The following is a 17,925-nucleotide window of genomic DNA, read 5'->3' as shown; positions in this document are numbered from 1 at the left end:
CCTTTTTGTACTGGGGGGCAGGCTGCGTGCCTAAGCGGCCACTTTGTTTCGGGCGGCAGCCAGGCGTGCCGCCCGCTGTTCCCACCTTCAAAAGGCGCTAACTGTTGCAAGATGACGGTTTTGCGCCGGATTTTTCAATCCGGGCTGCTATTGCCGACGTATCGGGTTAGACTGGTATTAGACCATCAGTCATATATAGTCCGACGACCAACCAAGGAACCGCCGCTGATGAACGTTCACCCGCGTGACATTGATGAAAAACCGGATCGGGACAAGGCTGCCGAGGCTTTGAACGTTCTGCGGCAATGGGCCAAATCTGCTTCGGAAGCCGAGATAAACCAGCTTGACCCGGCTGTGGCCCGGCTGCTGCCCGGTTTGGCAGCGGGCAACTATCCGCCTTTTTCGCGCGCCTACCCCGATGACTTTACCGTCGATGCGGCGTACCGCGCATCCTTGCCGGATTTGCAGAACGGCCCGTCCAGCCTGATCCGTGGGGCCAAACAGCAGATCCAACATGTGGGTATTTCGAACTTCCGCCTGCCGATCCGGTTCCACCGGAAAGAGGGCGAAGACCTGACGCTGGAAACCTCGATCACCGGCACGGTCAGCCTTGAGGCCGAGAAAAAGGGCATCAACATGTCCCGGATCATGCGGTCTTTCTACAAACATGCGGAACGGACGTTCAGCTTTGAGGTTATGGAATCCGCTCTGGACGATTACATGTCCGATCTGGACAGCTTCGACGCCCGTATCCAGATGCGCTTTTCCTACCCGGACAGGATCAAAAGCCTGCGCTCGGGCCTTGAAGGCTACCAGTATTACGACATCGCGCTGGAACTGGTCGAACAGAACGGTGTGCGTCAGAAGATCATGCACCTTGACTATGTCTATTCCTCGACCTGCCCCTGTTCGCTGGAACTCAGCGAACATGCCCGGTCGATGCGTGGTCAGCTGGCGACGCCGCATTCGCAGCGCTCCGTCGCGCGGATTTCGGTTGTCGTGGATTGCGATGCGGATTGCCTGTGGTTTGAAGACCTGATTGCGCTGTGCCGCCGTGCGGTTCCGACGGAAACGCAGGTCATGGTGAAGCGCGAAGATGAACAGGCTTTTGCCGAATTGAACGCAGCTAATCCGATCTTCGTCGAAGATGCCGCGCGCCTGTTTTGTGCCGAGTTGCTGGCAGATCATCACGTCGGTGATTTTCGCGTTGTCGCAAGCCATCAGGAAAGCCTGCACAGCCATGACGCCGTGTCGATTCTGACCGAAGGCCCAACCTTCGCCGCGTCCAGCCTTGACCCGAAACTGTTCACGACCCTGTTTCACGTTGGCTGAACGTCTCGGGTAAGTGGCTAGAATTTAATCAGAGATTTACCTGATCGGCGCTCATTCGCCGCAGCGCAGCAAAAATGCTGCAATTGCGTGAAGAACTCCTGTATCCTGACGGGGAATGCAGCTTCGGCACACCGGCGCGCTCAATGGTGTGTCACCCGAAAGGAAGCCGAGACGTGAGACGCCTTGGACTGCAAGACCCCAACCTCCGCCCGGACCCCCCGAGCGGGCAGGGCGCTTTACCCTTACTTTTCTGGCTGCATCGTTTTCACAGGAGATCTATGGAATGAATCCGATTACCCAACCGCTGGAGCTTCAGGCCGCGGCTATACGCATGGCTGGCTATGCGATCGTCAACCAGATCAAGATTGCACAGATCATGACCCGTTCGGCGCTTGAACTGCCGATGGTGCCGGTCCACGCCCTGCATCTGGCAGCATCAGCACCGGGTCCAGTGGTGGAAGCTCCGGCGGAAAAACCGGCGGCCAAACCCAAACCTGCCGTGGCGCGTGCGAAACGCTTGCCGGTGAAATCATCAACGGCCAAGAAAAAGCTGGCCCGCAAACCTGCGCCGGCCAAGCCGGTAGCCAAACCTGTTGAGTTTTCAGCCAGTCCGCGGCCCACGGCGGCACCCCCGGCGGCAGCCAAACCGACACCAGCGGTTAGTGATGAAAAAGCAGTGAAGCCTGTTGAATCCGCGGCGACACCTGCGACCGAAAGCGTGTCGCCCGTAACGCCCAAGCCCACCCCTGCGACACCGGCGGCTGTTCAGGCAGCGCAGGTCAAGCCGACACAGGCCGATCCTGCCCCGGCCAAGGTGCAGGCGAAACCAGCCCCGGAGACGGAACCGCGCAAACCGCAGGCGCGAAAATCACGCGCCCCGTCAAAACCGCCTGTGATGCCCGGAACAGATGTCAAAAACTGACGGGTAAACCGGGATCATCTGCTTGACACGGTCGAGTTGGCACGCCAACCCTGCGCGTCATGATGGATCTTCGCCCGGTCGGATATGTGATTGGCTTGCTGGTCGCCATTCTTGGGGCGACCATGCTGCTGCCTATGCTCGCGGACCTGATCGAGGGGCGCGGCGAATGGCCGGTATTTCTGGAAAGCGCCATTATCACGACGCTGACCGGGACCGTTCTGGCGATGAGCTGCTCGAACGGTGTGGGCGAAGGGCTGACCATCCGCCAGACCTTCCTGTTGACAACCGGTGTTTGGGCGGCGTTGCCCCTGTTTGGGGCAATTCCGTTTCTGTTCGGTGAAACCGAGCTGCGCTTTGTCGATGCGTATTTCGAGGCGATGTCCGGCCTGACAACAACAGGTTCAACGGTGATTTCCGGGTTGGATACCCTGCCGCAGGGGCTATTGCTGTGGCGTGGTATCCTGCAATGGCTGGGGGGTATCGGGATCATCGTTGTCGCCATGGTGTTCCTGCCCGAACTGCGTGTCGGCGGCATGCAGATCTTCCGCTCGGAAGGCTTTGAAACAATGGGTAAAATCCTGCCTCGCGCGCAAGAGATCGCGGGTCAGATTTCGCTCATCTATGTTTTCCTGACACTGGTTTGCGCGCTGGTTTACGCCGGTCTGGGAATGAACTTTTTCGATGCGCTGGTACATGCGTTGACAACGCTTTCGACCGGTGGGTTCTCGAACTATGACGCTTCGTTCGGAACCTTCTCAGGCCCCGCTGAATATGCGGCGTCGGTGTTCATGATTTTGGCGGCGCTTCCTTTTGTGCGCTATGTCCAGCTGGCAAACGGCCATACAGCGTCCCTGTGGAAAGACAGTCAAATTCGCGCGTTTCTGGCGACCATTCTGGTTCTGGTCATCATCATGTCGATTTTCCTGACAACGGTCTTTCCGCATCACTGGGAACAGGCGTTTCGGGAATCTCTGTTCAACATCACCTCGATCATCTCGGGCACCGGCTATGCCAGTGTCGATTACATGGGCTGGGGCAGCTTTCCGATCATGATGTTCTTCCTGATCGGCCTGATTGGCGGCTGCGCAGGATCGACCGCATGTTCGATCAAGATATTCCGCTACCAGCTGCTGTTTGCCTCGATCAAAAGCCAGATCAAACGGATCAGGTCTCCGCATGGCGTGTTCGTGCCGCTCTACGATGGGCGGCCCGTGGGGCAGGGTGTTCTGACCTCGGTGATGAGCTTTTTCATGTTCTTTGTCCTGTCGATGGGCGTGCTGTCCTGGGCGCTGGCGCTGACAGGTCTGGACTTCATCACAGCCGTTTCCGGGGCGGCGACCGCGCTGGCCAATGTTGGTCCCGGTCTGGGCGATCAGATCGGACCAGCGGGCAATTTTGCAAATCTCAACGACACCGCCAAATGGTTGCTGACAATCGGGATGCTGGTCGGGCGGCTCGAGCTGTTGGCCGTTTACGCGATCTTCACCGTTCAATTCTGGAGAGGCTGATGAAAAGACCCCTTGGCGCGCAGATTTCGCATATGCTCAAGGATCGTGGCGTGGACGTGATTTTCGGCATACCCGGCGTTCACAATCAGGAAATGTACCGCGGCATCGAAGAGGCTGGCATTCAACATGTTCTGGCCCGGCACGAACAGGGGGCGGGGTTCATGGCCGATGGGTATGCCCGCGCAACCGGCAAGCCGGGGGTTGCCTATGTGATCACCGGACCCGGCCTGTGCAACATCATGACGCCAATCGGGCAGGCCTTCAGCGACTCGGTGCCAATGCTGGTGGTGTCGTCCTGCCTTGATGAAACACTGGCCCTGCGCGGCCAGTTGCACCAGATGAAGGACCAGTGTCTTGCGGCCGGAACCGTTGCCGACTGGTCGGCACAGGCCAACTCGGCCGAGGCCGCCTATGCGCTGGTCGAACGCGCCTTTGAAGAATTCGAGCTGTTGCGCCCGCGTCCCAAGCATATTCAGGTGACTATCGCGCAGTTGCAGGCCGAGGCTGACCCGGCACCTTTCCCCAACCAGCCCGCGTTGCGCACCAAGGCGTTGCCGCCTGACGTATCGCCTGTTGTCTCGATGCTGAACCTTGCGCACAGGCCGCTGTTCATTCTGGGGGGCGGTTGCAAATCCAGCGACTGGCGGCAGATTCTGACGCAGCTAGGGGCTGCCTGCTTTACCACTTATGCAGGGCGCGGGTTGCCGGGCGCAAACTATCCGCTGGACTTCGGCGCATCCCTGCCGCGCCCTGGCAGCGCCGAGGTTATCGCTTCGGCGGACCTGGTCATCGCGGTCGGCGCAGAACTGGGCGAGGTCGATCTGTGGCGCAGCGACCTTGGGCATTCGGCAACATTGATCCGGGTTGACCTTGATCCCGAAGTCCTGTCCGACCACCATCGCGCCGCGATCAAACTGCAAACTGACAGCGAAAGCTTTGCCCGCGCTTTGTGGCAGGCGACCGAAAACCTGAAACCGGCAACCGGCTGGTCGCCCGACGAAATATCCGAAACCCGCGCCCGGTGGCGGGCCGAGGTGGATGCCGAACGGCCCGGAATTGTAGCAGTGGCCGATGCGCTGCGCGCGGCGATGCCCGCTGATACCATGATCTATTCCGACATGACCCAATTCGCCTATGTCGCGAAAGAGGTGTGGGACATGGCCTATCCGCATCACTGGCACCATCCCACCGGGTTCGGAACGCTGGGCTATGGTTTGCCGGCCGGAATTGGCGGCGCGGTGGCGCGGCGCGGCAAACCAACGGCGGTTATCGCCGGGGATTACGGGTTCCACTATACGATGCAGGAACTGGGTGTTGCGGTCGAACTGGGTTTGTCGCTGCCGATCATCCTGTGGGACAATGGCAAGCTGAAAGAAATCGAAGACAGCATGGTCCGCAGCCAGATCGCGCCAAATGCGGTGGTGGCGCATAACCCGGATTTCTGCAAACTGGCCGAGGCTTTTGGCGCGCGCGCCTCAGCCCCTTCATCTCTGGCTGAGATGCAGAGCGCAGTTCGCGCGGCTTTCGATGCACCTGTCCCGACCTTGATCCACATGACCCCGGACATTCTGTAAAAAAAAGAAGCGCCGCAAGTTCATGCGGCGCTTTGGTGTTTCAATGTCTGGTTTCAATATCTGCGCGGGCTCAGTCCCAGCAGTGCACCAGAACCGTCATTCCGGTCGCGCGCCGGTTCAGCTCGTTGGGGGAAATCCGGGTGGTTTCCTCGCTCGACTGACCGGAAACACCGGCTTTCGTCAGGATTTCTGTCAACCGCTCGACCGTTGCCGCAAGGCTGACTGACGCGGGCAGGGTGCGCCCCTCGGACGGTGTGGGCAGCAGCATGCCAACCACGTTGCCGCTGTCGTTGAAGACCGGCCCGCCCGCATCGCCGGGCTGTGCGTTCAGCGCCAGCCGTTTGACACCCGTCTCGCCGTTCAGGCCACGGATATCCGCGATTTGGCCGTAGGTCAGCGTCGGTGCGCCCAAAGCCCCCTGGTAGGAAAAGCCGGATACGGCCACTTCGGACTGGATGCGCGGTTGGGTGGTGCTGAAAGCAGCCACACTCATAGGGGCAAGAGCTTTTGCAGGACGCAGAACCGAAACACCAAGCTCCGGGTCCGTCAGCGCCAGCTGAACCTCCTGATCCCCTTCCAGAGTGATCCGGGTGCAGCTTTCGGCGGCTTCGGACACCGTCAGAACCGTGCCGTCCGCACCAGCGAAAAAGCCCGACCGCGACAGCCGCGGCTTGCGGATCTGAAGACCCGAGACCAGATCGATGCGCTGTTCCGCATCCGCACCGGCGGCGGCATCCAGAACCGCGTCCGTTGTGCTCAGGCTGGTCGCCATCGCAGCCAGAACACGCAGGCGGCGCGCCTCGTCCCCTTCGGGCCAGACCAGCGTAAAGCCCTTGATCATTCCATCGGCCAACCGCGCCTGCGTGAATGAAACGATCCCATTGCCGCGCCCTTCAAGGGTAAACTGGTCGCGGCCAAGCTCACGCGGGCCGTTCAGCGGAACAATTTCAAGCGACTGCATCACCTGGTAAAGGGCGCGCAGCGTGTTCTTGTCACCCTCCTGACTGATCAAAAGGGCCTGGGCGTTCAGATCCGAGGCGCTTTTGAAATGTACGAACGGAGCTTCATAGCGGTCAAAGCTGACTGTACCCAACGGCATGTCCAGCGCAATTCCGGCCGCGTCGTCGGAATACCGGTCCATCCCGGCCGAGATCAGCGGCGCGTTGTATTCATCCATCAGGGCCTTGCGCTGCACCGTGGTCAGAACGCCCGTCGCCTCATAGCCGTTGAACCGCTGCCAATCGCCCATCGACCGGCGGGTTCCCTGGCCGAAAGCGCCATCGATGGTCGAATTATAGAAACCCGCCGCCTGAAGGGCCGTTTGCAGGTCTTTCCGTTCCTGCGCGGTCAAAAGGCGCTCGGATTGCAGCGCCTGTGCGCGGGTTTCATCCGCAACCTGTGGGGTCGTAACCGCCACGGGTTCTTCCGCCTGTGCTGCCGGTTCCGTTGGCGCGCTTACGACGTCGCGGTTTACCGCGTTTTCGCCGACGGGCCAGAATTGCTGCCCCAACGCGCTTGAAAACGCGACAAAGCTGTCACGCGGGATCTGCCCCTCGGCCCGGTATACGCGCAAAACCTGCTCGGCATCGCCGCGCGAATAGGGGCCAATGACGATGGCATACCAGCCACTGTTCAGCCGAAACCCGTTCACATCGGGCAGGGTGCTGGCATAGGCTTGCGCCCGGTCCTGCGCTTCGCGCAGCGAGGGCTGCGCCTCGACCTGAACCCAGACGCCGGGGTCTTGTTGTGCGGTCGCGGCGCGCAGGCCGACCAGAAGAAACAAAAGAATTGCTGAAAATACGCGTGTCATTGTCTGCCCGTGTTATGCGGTGTTTGTACTGAGGTGCAGAATACGCGATTTCATTTGCCAAATACCATGCTGAGAATGTGGGGAATTTGTGGTGTGGCCGCGCAGATACAGCCACAGCCCAAAGCCCCGTTGACGCCCCTCGGCCCCTTGCATAGGAAGGGCCAAACCGACCGGAACCGGGCGCACGGGGCGCCCAGAGGGAATGTCATGACCGAACCGACCAGCGCACCGCGTTCATTTCAGGAAATCATCCTCAGGCTTCAGTCCTACTGGGCCTCGAAAGGCTGTGCGATTCTGCAACCCTATGACATGGAGGTCGGGGCAGGGACGTTCCATCCCGCAACCACCTTGCGGGCGCTGGGATCCAAGGCATGGGCCGCAGCCTATGTTCAGCCGTCGCGCCGGCCCACGGATGGGCGTTATGGCGAAAACCCCAACCGGCTTCAGCATTACTACCAGTATCAGGTGCTGATCAAACCCAGCCCTCCGGATTTGCAGGAGCTGTATCTGGGCAGCCTTCAGGCCATCGGCATCGACATGGACCTGCACGACATCCGCTTTGTCGAAGACGATTGGGAAAGCCCCACACTGGGCGCATGGGGGCTTGGCTGGGAGGTTTGGTGTGACGGAATGGAAGTCAGCCAGTTCACCTATTTCCAGCAGGTCGGCGGCCATGACTGCACGCCTGTCTCGGGCGAGCTGACTTATGGTCTCGAGCGTCTGGCCATGTATGTGCTGGGCATCGACCACGTAATGGACATGCCGTTCAACGATCCGCAATCGCCCAGCCCACTGAAATACGGCGATATCTTCAAGCAGACGGAAGAGGAATACGCCCGCTGGAACTTTGACGTGGCCAATACCGAGGTTCTGTTGCGCCATTTCGAAGAGGCCGAGGCTGAATGCGCCACTATCCTGGCGCAGGCGCATGACGATCCGAAAACTGGCAAGCGCATCATCATGGCGCACCCGGCTTATGACCAATGCATCAAGGCGTCACACATCTTCAACCTGCTGGATGCGCGGGGCGTGATCTCGGTCACCGAACGACAGGCCTATATCGGACGCGTGCGGGCGCTGGCCAAGCAATGCGCGGATGCCTTTGTGCAGACCGAGGCCGCCGGGTTCAGCGCCGGATGAGGCGATCAGGCCAGCCCCGGCAACAGGGCTTTCAGGCCGTCCGCGATCATGCTGACGGCGATAGCCGCCAGAATCATCCCCATAAAGCGGCTCATGATCACGCGCGCGGTGTCGGACAGGCGTTGGGCCAGCCAGGCCGCGTTCCAGAACGTGATCAGAAGCAGGCCAACAACGGCAAGGAATACGCCTGCATAAACAATGGCTTCTATGGGCTTCTTGATCTGGTGTGCATACAGGATCAGCGTGGTGATGGTACCGGGGCCTACCAGAATTGGAAAGGCCAGCGGATAAAAGGCGACGGTGTCGGCTTCGGGGTAAGCGTCCTTCTCCCCCTTCGTCCCGTGATGAGAGGTGCTTTCGTGCCCGTTCAGCATGTTCAGACCGATCATCATGACAACCAGACCACCGGCGACGCGCAGATGATTGACGCTGATGCCAAAAAGGCCAAGCGCCTGACTGCCGACCAGGGCAAAGGCACCGCCAAGGATCAGGCAGTAGATCACGGTTTTGACCGCAATCTTGCGCTGTTCGGCGGCAGACAGGTCCTGAGTGACGCTCAGAAACACCGGCAGGTTGGTGACCGGGTTCATGATCGCAAACAATGCGCCGAAAAATCCGACGGCAAGGGTGGATTCCATCGTGTAGACCTCGTTTCTGCCTGTTCCCCGATGAAACCTGTCCCATTTTACAAGAACTTGAAAGAGGCGGCCTGAAAGATGACGGGAAAACTGCTGGCAATTCTTCTGCTGCTGTCGGCCATCGTGGCAGGCGTCGGCATGTATTATCTACAGGTCTACGGCTATTATTATGAGGTCGAACCGCAACCGGGGCAGGACGTTGCCCTGATGACGGATGCAGGCGGTGTGCCGGAACCCATCGCCTATTCCGGGTTTCAGGCAATCGACGCCGACAGTTCGCCTATCCGGTATCGCGCCTGTTTCGAGACCGAATTGTCGCCGGACCAGATGGCTGGATACGTGCCTGTCGAAAACTCCGAACCCCTGACCGCACCGGGATGGTTTGATTGCTACGATGCGGTGTCTTTGGCGGAAGCGCTTGAATCCGGGCAGGCGCGGGCGTTCATGGGGGTGAAGAACATCCATTTCGGTGTCGACCGGATTGTGGCGATCACCGCGGATGGCAAGGGCTATGTCTGGCATGCGTTGAACAATTGCGGTGAAAAAGCCTATGACGGTACCGTCGTGGGCGAGGAATGTCCACCGCGCCCGGAAAACTGAAGGAGCAGACCGTGGGCCATGTCATAGAAATCCCCGATTTCCTGACGGCCACTCTGGGGTTTGCGGTCTATCTGATCGGGGCCGAGATCAACGCACGTGTGACAACCCTGCGCAATTTCAACATCCCCGAACCCGTAACAGGGGGCCTGCTGGCCTCGCTGGTGGTTCTGACGCTCTATCTGGTCTTCGGGATCGAACTGTCCTTTGGCTTGACAGCCCGCGATTTCCTGCTGGTCCTGTTTTTTGCCGGGATCGGCCTGAACGCCCGTCTGTCTGACCTCATTGCGGGCGGTAAGCCGTTAATCTTGCTTTTGATTCTCACTCTGGCGACGATTATCTTTCAGAATGTGATTGGCGCGGCTGGGGCGGTGATCTTCGGCTATCCCGCACAGGCCGGTGTGTTGTTCGGATCGGCCGCTCTGATCGGTGGGCACGGTACGGCAATCGCATGGGCGCCGGACGTGGCGCAGGCAACGGGCCTTGACGGCGCGACCGAACTGGGTGTGGCCGTCGCCACCCTTGGATTGGTGCTTGCCGCGCTGGTTGGCGGCCCGATTGCGCGCCTGCTGGTCGAACGGCGCGGCCTGACGCCTGACCGCCCCGACGAAGAACACAGCATCGGATTGCCGGATGAGCATGACGGGCACACCGCAAACATCGATCATCTGACCGTCATGCGCGTCTTGCTGCACCTGAACCTGGCGATCATCTCGGGATATGCGCTGAATGAATCAATTGCCGCCGCCGGGCTGAAACTGCCGCTGTTCGTGCCCTGCCTGATCATGGGCATCGTGATCGCCAATCTGCGGGACGCGCTGTTTCCCGGCGCTCCGAAAGTGTCGCGCACACCATCGCTGGCGCTGATTTCGGAATTTGCGCTGGGCGCGTTTCTGGCAATGTCGCTGATGAGCCTGCAACTCTGGACCATTGCGCAGCTTGGCATGGCCATTGCCGTGATCATGACAGCGCAGACGGTGTTCGCGGTGCTGTTCGTCCTCTGGGTGCTGTTCCCGGTCATGGGGTCCAACTATCGCGCTGCTGTACTGGCCGCCGGGTTTGGCGGCTTTGCGTTGGGGGCCACACCCACCGCAATCGCAAATATGACAGCCGTGACCAAGCGATATGGCCCATCGCCTATTGCCTTTATCGTGCTGCCCCTTGTATCCGCCTTCTTTGTGGATATCGCCAATGCCATCGTCATTCAGACGATCGTCAATTTCTAAGGACCGACAATGCCCGACCTGCTGATCGAACTGTTCTCCGAAGAGATCCCCGCACGGATGCAAGCCCGTGCCGGCGAGGATCTGAAAAAGCGGATTACCGATGGTCTGGTCGAGGCCGGTTTGACCTATGCAAACGCAGCCGCTCTGACCACGCCCCGCCGCCTGACGCTGGCGGTCGAAGGGCTGCTGGCGAAAAGCCCCACCATCCGGGAAGAACGCAAGGGCCCAAAGGTCGGCGCGCCCGACAAGGCAATCGAAGGGTTCCTGCGCGGCGCGGGCCTGACCCGTGATCAGCTGGAAGAACGCGAAACGCCCAAGGGGGCCATCTATTTCGCCACCATCGAAAAGGCCGGTCGCCCCGCGGCCGAGATCATTGCCGAAGTGCTCGAAACCACCATCCGCAATTTCCCTTGGCCAAAATCCATGCGCTGGGGCAGTGGCAGCTTGCGCTGGGTGCGCCCGCTGCATTCGATCCTGTGCATTCTGACGGATGAGGCCGGGGCGCAGGTCGTGCCAATGGATGTCGATGGCATTTCGTCCGGCGACACCACAGCAGGCCACCGCTTTATGGCGCCCAACCGGTTTTCGGTCACGTCTTTTGACGATTACGCGGCCAAGCTGAAGCGGGCTTTTGTCGTCCTGTCCCCCGAGGAACGCGCCCGGCACATCTGGAACGACGCCCAGAACATGGCCTTTGCCGCCGGTCTTGAACTGGTCGAAGATCAGGGCCTGCTGGCCGAGGTCGCCGGTCTGGTCGAATGGCCGGTTGTCCTGATGGGGCGGATCGACGACGAATTCCTCGACCTGCCACCCGAGGTGCTGCAAACCTCGATGAAAGAACACCAAAAGTTCTTCTCGGTCCGCAATCCCAAAACGGGCCGGATTGAACGGTTCGTCACTGTTGCGAACCGCGAAACCGCTGACAATGGCGCGACCATTCTGGCGGGCAATCAGAAAGTGCTGTCGGCCCGTCTGGCCGATGCCAAGTTCTTTTGGGAAAATGACCTGCGCATTGCCAAATCGGACATTGCACAATGGACCCGCGCGCTGGAAAACGTCACCTTCCACAACAAACTGGGAACGCAGGCCGACCGGATCGGGCGCATCGCCGCCCTGGCCCGCGAACTGGCCCCAGTGACCGGAGCTGATGCCGATCAGGCTGAAAAATCCGCGCGCCTGGCCAAGGCCGACCTCAGCTCGGAAATGGTCTACGAATTCCCCGAACTTCAGGGCCTTATGGGGCGGTATTACATCAAAGCGGCAGGTGAAGATGCCGCCGTGGCTGCTGTCGCGCAAGAGCACTACTCGCCTTTGGGGCCGTCGGATGATGTGCCCACGGCTCCGCTGTCGGTGACCGTTGCATTGGCCGACAAGCTGGACACGCTGGCGGGGTTCTGGGCGATTGATGAAAAGCCTACCGGCTCGAAAGACCCGTTTGCCCTGCGCCGTGCGGCACTTGGGGTTATCCGGTTGGTGCTCGACAATGACCTGCGCCTGCATCTGGATCGGTTTTTCGACGGACAGCTGCTGCGTGCTGAAAGCGCTGCAAACGAGGCGCTGGCGGCGGAAAACGTTGACGAACTTTTAGAAGAAATCGCAGATCACGGCGTGTTTGGCGCAGCCTTCCAGACTGTCAAGGAAAGGCTGGGCGAAGTGTCGGGCGCCGATTTCCTGAGCCTTGAAAAGAAGATCCCCGACGCATCCGACGATCTCCTCTCCTTCTTCCACGACCGCCTCAAGGTCTTCCTCCGCGACGAAGGCATCCGTCACGACGTCATTGACGCCTGTATCGCGATGGACGGCAATGATGACCTCAATCTGCTGGTCAAACGCGCCCGCGCGCTGAACGCGGTGATCGCGACTGAAGATGGCGAAAACCTTGTGCAGGGTTTCAAGCGCGCAAACAACATCCTGACCCAGGCCGAGGAAAAGGATGGGGTGGAATATTCCTATGGTGCGGATGTGAAATTCGCCGAAACCGACAGCGAAAAGGCATTGTTTGCGGCCTTGAACGCAGCTCAGGCAAAAATCGAACCCGCGCTGAAATCCGAAGATTTCCCCACGGCCATGGCCGCCATGGCGGGGCTGCGCGGGCCGGTGGATGCGTTCTTTGAGGATGTGCAGGTCAACACCGATAATGACATTGTTCGCCGCAACCGGCTGAACCTGCTCAGCCAGATCCGTCAGATCTGCTCCAGCGTGGCCGATCTGACCCGGATCGAAGGGTAAACGACCGGGCGCGCTGGCACGCGCGCCCACAACGCTCTTGCGTGAAGGGCGCAAGCGCTTATGCTGCAGGCAAACCAAAAGGTGCTGCAGTGCAGAATAATCCGAATACGACGCTCATCACATCCGACGCGCCTGTCACCGCCCATACACATGGCGGGCGGGCCAAATGTCTGCAACGTCTGGTCCGGCTGGACCTGCCGGTGCCCCGAACCGTTGCGTTGTCATTTGATGCCGTTCACCAGATCGCAGAAGGGACAACCCCGGATATTGCGGCGATCCTCGAACAGTTCGATCCGACCTCGTTGCTATGCGTCCGGCCCAGTTCCGAAGACCCCGATTGGGGTGGTCCCGGCGCGGTTCTCAATATCGGAATGAACGATGCCCGTTATGTCGACCTGTCCGACACCATGGGGGCCGAGGCCGCCGCAGCCCTGTATCTGAGGTTCGTTCAAAGCTATGCGATCCACGTGGCGCGGCTGGATGCGGATGTGTTTGATGACATTGACGCTGATGGCCGCGAGGGGCTGCGCCATTCGCTGCGCGCCTACGAGGATGAAACCGACGAGGTCTTTCCGCAGGACAGGGGCGAACAGCTGATCGGCGTTCTGCGCTCGATGGCACGTGCATGGGACGGGACGTCCGCGCGCTTGCTGCGGCAGGCCAAGGGGGCACCCGCTGACGCCGGGCTTGGGTTGGTCATTCAAGAGATGATCCCCGGCGTCGGCAAAGGGGAATGCGGATCGGGCGTTCTGCAACTGGTTGATTCCACAACCGGAATGCCACAGATCACCGGTCGCTACCTCAGCCAGAGCCAGGGGCGCGATGCGTTGGGCAAAGATGTGGCCGCCCTGTTTCTGGAAAAAGACCCGCGCGGCCCCTCGCTGGAAGAGGTCGCGCCCAATGCTTTCGCCGATGTCAAAACGCATGCTGCCCTGATGCGCGAGAAACTGCGCGAAGAGATGCAGGTCGAATTCGTCATTCAGGACGGCACTGTGCATATTCTGGATGGCGTCCGGGTGCAGCGATCGGCTCGCGCGGCCATGCGCATTGCCGTACGTCTTGCCGAAGACGGTATCATACCGCCGCAAGAGGCGGTGATGCGTGTCGACCCGCACGCGCTGAACGAACTTCTGCACCGTCAGGTCCACCCTGATGCGCGCCGCGACGTGCTGACCACCGCCATTGGTGCCAGCCCCGGTGCCTCGACCGGCAAGATCGTGTTCACCTCGGCCGAAGCACAGGCCAGTGCCGCCCGTGGCGAGGCGTGTGTTCTGGTGCGCCGGGAAACCTCGCCCGAGGATGTGCGCGGGATGCACGCTGCTGTTGCGGTTCTGACGGAAAAGGGCGGCATGACCAGCCACGCGGCCGTGATCGGGCGCGGATTGGGCCTGCCCTGTATCGTCGGGGCCTCGGAAATGCGGTTTCAGACGAAAGACAAGATGCTGACCGCACCGGATGGGCGGGTATTTAAAACCGGCGATATTGTCACCATTGACGGCAGCTCGGGTCAGGTTCTGGCCGGTCAGCCCGCCATGCTCGAGGCCGCGTTGGATGACTGTTTCCAGACGCTGATGGGCTGGGCCGATGCCGAGCGTGACATCGACATCCGTGCCAATGCCGACACACCGGCTGATGCGCAGACGGCCCGGAACTTTCAGGCTCAGGGGATCGGTCTGTGCCGGACCGAACATATGTTCTTTGATCCCGGCCGTCTGATCGTGATGCGCGAAATGATCTTTGCGCAAACCTCGGCGGGCAGGGCGGCAGTGCTGGAACGCCTGCTTCCGATGCAGCGCGAGGATTTTGTTCAGCTGTTCAGGATCATGGAAGGTCAGCCTGTCTGCATCCGCCTGTTCGATCCACCCTTGCATGAATTTCTGCCGACAACGCGCACCGGGCAACGGGAGTTGGCCGAGGCGCTGGACCTGCCCGTGTCCGACGTCGAACGCCGGGTTGAGGCGATGACCGAATACAACCCCATGCTGGGCCTGCGCGGCGTTCGTCTGGGTGTCACCGTACCCGAGATCTACGACATGCAGGCGCGCGCGATTTTTGAAGCCACGCTTGACGCACGAAAAAACGGTGCTCCGGTGGTGCCCGAAGTGATGATCCCGCTGGTATCCGCCAAGCGCGAGGTTGAACTGGTCAAATCCCGCATCGACTCGGTCGCCGCCGCCGTTGAATCGGAACGCGGGCAGAAGTTCGAATATCGGCTGGGCGTCATGGTCGAAACGCCACGCGCCTGTCTGCGCGCGGAAGAGATCGCGCCGCAGACCGCGTTCATGAGTTTTGGAACGAACGACCTGACGCAGATGACCTACGGCCTGTCCCGCGACGATGCCGGTCGTTTCATGTCCGCTTACGTGCGGCAGGGGGTCTTTACCGAAGATCCGTTCCATGTCCTTGATCCGGACGGGGTGGGCGAGCTGCTGAAACTCGGGGCGGAACGCGGGCGTGCCGCGAAGCCGGATGTGACCCTTTCGGTCTGTGGCGAACACGGCGGGAACCCCGAATCAATCGCCATCTGTCGCGATCTTGGGTTCGACTATGTGTCATGCTCACCGTTCCGGGTTCCGGTCGCTCGGCTGGCTGCCGCTCAACTGGCGATTTCCTCCAGACTTGGGGGTTGACACCGCGCCGAACCCCAAGGAATAGTGGGTTATACGGTCACTCGTAGGCGAAAAATATTTTCGCTACGGGCGATTTTCCACTTGCTTTTTTCAAGATACTGGACCTTTGCGTCAGTCTGGGGTATCAGCCTCGTCGCGCCCGCCGGGGGAGGGTAAGGCGCGTGATGTGCCTGTGCGAGGTTATCTGATGCTACGTTACATATTGGCTGTTGCCGCAGTGGCGGCAACCGTTCTGCCGAGTGCATCCTTCGCTGAGAAGGAAGCGACTGATACTGCAAAACAAGAACTTGTCGCCCGCAGCGAGCTGCCAGCGCAAAGTTTTCGGGACTATTTCAAGCTGTTCCAGCCCCGCAAGGCGGCTGAACCTGTCGAAGTGTCCTTCTCCAAAGACTGGCTTGACCAGCAACCAAAGGCCTCCGGTGGTGAAAACTGGAAATGCCTGTCCGAAGCCCTGTACTTCGAGGCGCGCGGCGAAAGCGTGCGCGGCCAGTTCGCGGTTGCCGAAGTGATCCTGAACCGGGTCAAAAGCAGCCGTTTCCCGGATTCCCTGTGCGGGGTGATCCATCAGGGGACCGGCAAGAAATACCAGTGCCAGTTCACATACACCTGCGATGGCCGCAAAGAGGTCATCCACGAGAAAACGGCGTATGAGCGTGTGGCAAAAGTCGCGCGGGCAGCCATTGATGGCGTGGCGGATGAGTTGACCGAAGGGGCGACGCACTATCACACGACGTCGGTTCGCCCATCCTGGTCGCGGGTCTATAAACAGACGGCGAAAATCGGCGTGCACGTTTTTTACCGCCACAACTACCGGACAGCGAGCAACTGATTGACGCACCCGCGCTGGAAGCTTGCTGGCGCGGGGCAGGTTGCATCCTATATTGCGGGCCAGGAGGCCCGTAATGATTTTGAACCGCAGACACCTTTTGCAAACGGCTGCAGCAGCATTGCTGATGCCGCGTGTGGCCAGCGCGGGTTTTGCACCGCTTAATGCGCGTGTAACCAAACACCCGATCGCGCCTGCAAGTTATCCTGAAACGGAAGTCTGGACATATGACGGGTCTGTCCCCGGCGTTGAACTGCGCGTCAGGCAGGGCGACCGCATCCAGCGCACCCTGATGAACCAGCTTCCGCAAGCAACTTCGGTCCATTGGCACGGCATTCGCATTGAAAACGCCATGGACGGCGTGCCCGGCCTGACGCAGGACGCGGTCGAGACGGGCGCAAGCTTTGATTACTCCTTCGTCGTTCCCGACGCAGGGACCTATTGGTATCATGCGCATAACCAGTCGATGGAACAGGTTGCGCGCGGGCTTTACGGGCCGCTGATCGTCGAAGAAACCGCGGCCTCCGATGTGGATCAGGATCTGGTGCTGATGCTGGACGACTGGAGGCTTGATCCTGAAACCGCCCAGATCACGGATGATTTCGACAATGGCCATGATCTCAGCCACGCTGGCCGACTGGGGAATATCATCACTGTTAACGGATCCCTTGACCCGCGCGTTCAGGCGCGACGGAACGACCGTCTCCGGCTACGCCTGATCAACGCCTCCAACGCGCGGATTTTCGACCTGGATCTCGACGGGTTGTTTGGTTGGATCGTCGCCCTTGACGGTATGCCACTGGGAACGCCGATCCCATTGTCGGGGGCTTTCCCAATCGCCCCCGCACAACGTATCGATCTGGTTGTGGATGTCGTGGCTGCGGGCGATACGGCAAGTCTGGTGAGTGTTGAACGCGACGGTGCCTTTGGCATCGTTCGGTTCGATGTCGACGAACCTCTCTCACCCGCGCCACGACAAGGCGTGGCAGCGTTGCCGCCCAACCCTTTGCCAGTCATCGAGGATGTCTCATCCGCTCCATTGCACCGGATGTCCCTGCAAGGCGGGGCGATGCGCTGGCTGGACAACGCCCGGATCGGGGACACTGAATTGTCAGGCCAGGAATTGGCGCAGTTGGGCCGGTTCTGGGCCCTGAACGGTTATGCGGAACGCCCGTCCGACCCGTTTCTGGACGCCCGGACCGGCGGCCTTCACAGGATCGAGTTTGTCAATGAAACAGTCTTTCCACATGCCATGCATTTGCATGGCCACCACTTCCGACTGATCCAGCCGGACGGATCGCTTGGCCCGTGGCGCGACACTGTTTTGGTTGATCGCGGACAAACCCGCCAGGTCGCGCTGGTCGCGGATAATCCGGGGGACTGGCTGTTGCATTGCCATATGCTGGGACATGCCGCTTCGGGTATGATGAGCTGGTTTCGCGTCACCTGACGCCGCATTCGGCGGTTGGAATGGCGTTTGTTTGAATGTTATA

General features: G+C 60.2%; 13 protein-coding genes. 11 read left to right on the top strand and 2 right to left on the bottom strand.

Annotation, left to right across the window (positions count from 1 at the left end):
* The first annotated feature begins 228 nt into the window (after nt 1–228).
* From folE2 to ACR0ES_RS08665, 4 genes are all read left to right on the top strand, one after another.
* Nucleotides 229–1,332: a GTP cyclohydrolase FolE2 gene (gene folE2, locus ACR0ES_RS08680; RefSeq protein WP_480481445.1), complete on the top strand. Its 1,104-nt coding sequence runs from the start codon at nt 229–231 to the stop codon at nt 1,330–1,332.
* A gap of 283 nt (nt 1,333–1,615) precedes the next feature.
* Nucleotides 1,616–2,254, top strand: coding sequence for a hypothetical protein (locus tag ACR0ES_RS08675; protein WP_480870298.1), 639 nt, complete (start codon nt 1,616–1,618; stop codon nt 2,252–2,254).
* 59 nt (nt 2,255–2,313) lie between these two features.
* Nucleotides 2,314–3,762 carry a TrkH family potassium uptake protein gene (locus tag ACR0ES_RS08670; RefSeq protein ID WP_480870295.1) on the top strand — a complete coding sequence of 483 codons (1,449 nt, stop codon included), beginning with the start codon at nt 2,314–2,316 and terminating at the stop codon, nt 3,760–3,762.
* Nucleotides 3,762–5,336: a thiamine pyrophosphate-binding protein gene (locus ACR0ES_RS08665; protein ID WP_480870292.1), complete on the top strand. Its 1,575-nt coding sequence runs from the start codon at nt 3,762–3,764 to the stop codon at nt 5,334–5,336. The genes ACR0ES_RS08670 and ACR0ES_RS08665 overlap by 1 nt, the downstream gene beginning before the upstream one ends.
* Nucleotides 5,337–5,406: 70 nt before the next feature.
* On the opposite strand, the gene ACR0ES_RS08660 is transcribed toward ACR0ES_RS08665, so the two are convergent.
* Nucleotides 5,407–7,146 (bottom strand): serine protease, encoded by a 1,740-nt coding sequence (locus ACR0ES_RS08660; protein WP_480870289.1) that lies wholly within the window; start codon nt 7,144–7,146, stop codon nt 5,407–5,409.
* Nucleotides 7,147–7,353: 207 nt separating this feature from the next.
* Between ACR0ES_RS08660 and ACR0ES_RS08655 the strand changes: the two genes are divergently transcribed.
* Nucleotides 7,354–8,286, top strand: coding sequence for a glycine--tRNA ligase subunit alpha (locus ACR0ES_RS08655; protein WP_267363360.1), 933 nt, complete (start codon nt 7,354–7,356; stop codon nt 8,284–8,286).
* Nucleotides 8,287–8,291: 5 nt separating this feature from the next.
* Here the strand turns inward: ACR0ES_RS08655 and ACR0ES_RS08650 are convergent, their stop codons facing one another.
* The gene (locus ACR0ES_RS08650) at nt 8,292–8,924 is read right to left on the bottom strand and encodes a MarC family protein (protein ID WP_480870286.1); all 633 of its coding nucleotides are present in this window, start codon (nt 8,922–8,924) and stop codon (nt 8,292–8,294) included.
* Nucleotides 8,925–9,002: 78 nt separating this feature from the next.
* On the opposite strand from ACR0ES_RS08650, the gene ACR0ES_RS08645 reads away from it, so the two are divergent.
* The 6 genes from ACR0ES_RS08645 to ACR0ES_RS08620 all read left to right on the top strand — a co-directional run bounded on the left by ACR0ES_RS08645 (nt 9,003) and on the right by ACR0ES_RS08620 (nt 17,882).
* On the top strand, nt 9,003–9,524 hold the full coding sequence (locus ACR0ES_RS08645; RefSeq protein ID WP_480831787.1) for a DUF6446 family protein: 522 nt from the start codon (nt 9,003–9,005) through the stop codon (nt 9,522–9,524).
* A complete protein-coding gene (gene gltS / locus ACR0ES_RS08640) occupies nt 9,500–10,747 on the top strand; it encodes a sodium/glutamate symporter (RefSeq protein ID WP_480870284.1) in 1,248 nt (415 codons plus the stop codon). Before ACR0ES_RS08645 ends, gltS begins: the two co-directional genes overlap by 25 nt.
* A 9-nt stretch (nt 10,748–10,756) precedes the next feature.
* On the top strand, nt 10,757–12,976 hold the full coding sequence (gene glyS / locus ACR0ES_RS08635) for a glycine--tRNA ligase subunit beta (RefSeq protein ID WP_480870281.1): 2,220 nt from the start codon (nt 10,757–10,759) through the stop codon (nt 12,974–12,976).
* 89 nt (nt 12,977–13,065) lie between these two features.
* Entirely contained in the window at nt 13,066–15,606 is a 2,541-nt protein-coding gene (locus tag ACR0ES_RS08630) for a putative PEP-binding protein (RefSeq protein ID WP_480537580.1), read from the top strand.
* Nucleotides 15,607–15,793: 187 nt separating this feature from the next.
* Nucleotides 15,794–16,435, top strand: coding sequence for a cell wall hydrolase (locus ACR0ES_RS08625; protein ID WP_480485995.1), 642 nt, complete (start codon nt 15,794–15,796; stop codon nt 16,433–16,435).
* A 73-nt stretch (nt 16,436–16,508) separates the two neighbouring features.
* Nucleotides 16,509–17,882, top strand: coding sequence for a multicopper oxidase family protein (locus ACR0ES_RS08620; protein WP_480870278.1), 1,374 nt, complete (start codon nt 16,509–16,511; stop codon nt 17,880–17,882).
* Nucleotides 17,883–17,925: the final 43 nt, after the last annotated feature.

The sequence above is a fragment of the Ruegeria sp. N7 genome, from assembly GCF_056531345.1.
This window is presented reverse-complemented; position numbering and strand designations above follow the sequence as displayed.

Excerpts from the sequence above, each read along its gene's own strand:
- folE2 (WP_480481445.1), top strand. The coding sequence starts at position 229 with ATGAACGTTCACCCGCGTGACATTGATGAAAAACCGGATCGGGACAAG.
- ACR0ES_RS08675 (WP_480870298.1), top strand. The coding sequence starts at position 1,616 with ATGAATCCGATTACCCAACCGCTGGAGCTTCAGGCCGCGGCTATACGC.
- ACR0ES_RS08670 (WP_480870295.1), top strand. The coding sequence starts at position 2,314 with ATGATGGATCTTCGCCCGGTCGGATATGTGATTGGCTTGCTGGTCGCC.
- ACR0ES_RS08665 (WP_480870292.1), top strand. The coding sequence starts at position 3,762 with ATGAAAAGACCCCTTGGCGCGCAGATTTCGCATATGCTCAAGGATCGT.
- ACR0ES_RS08660 (WP_480870289.1), bottom strand. The coding sequence starts at position 7,146 with ATGACACGCGTATTTTCAGCAATTCTTTTGTTTCTTCTGGTCGGCCTG.
- ACR0ES_RS08655 (WP_267363360.1), top strand. The coding sequence starts at position 7,354 with ATGACCGAACCGACCAGCGCACCGCGTTCATTTCAGGAAATCATCCTC.
- ACR0ES_RS08650 (WP_480870286.1), bottom strand. The coding sequence starts at position 8,924 with ATGGAATCCACCCTTGCCGTCGGATTTTTCGGCGCATTGTTTGCGATC.
- ACR0ES_RS08645 (WP_480831787.1), top strand. The coding sequence starts at position 9,003 with ATGACGGGAAAACTGCTGGCAATTCTTCTGCTGCTGTCGGCCATCGTG.
- gltS (WP_480870284.1), top strand. The coding sequence starts at position 9,500 with ATGTCCACCGCGCCCGGAAAACTGAAGGAGCAGACCGTGGGCCATGTC.
- glyS (WP_480870281.1), top strand. The coding sequence starts at position 10,757 with ATGCCCGACCTGCTGATCGAACTGTTCTCCGAAGAGATCCCCGCACGG.
- ACR0ES_RS08625 (WP_480485995.1), top strand. The coding sequence starts at position 15,794 with ATGCTACGTTACATATTGGCTGTTGCCGCAGTGGCGGCAACCGTTCTG.
- ACR0ES_RS08620 (WP_480870278.1), top strand. The coding sequence starts at position 16,509 with ATGATTTTGAACCGCAGACACCTTTTGCAAACGGCTGCAGCAGCATTG.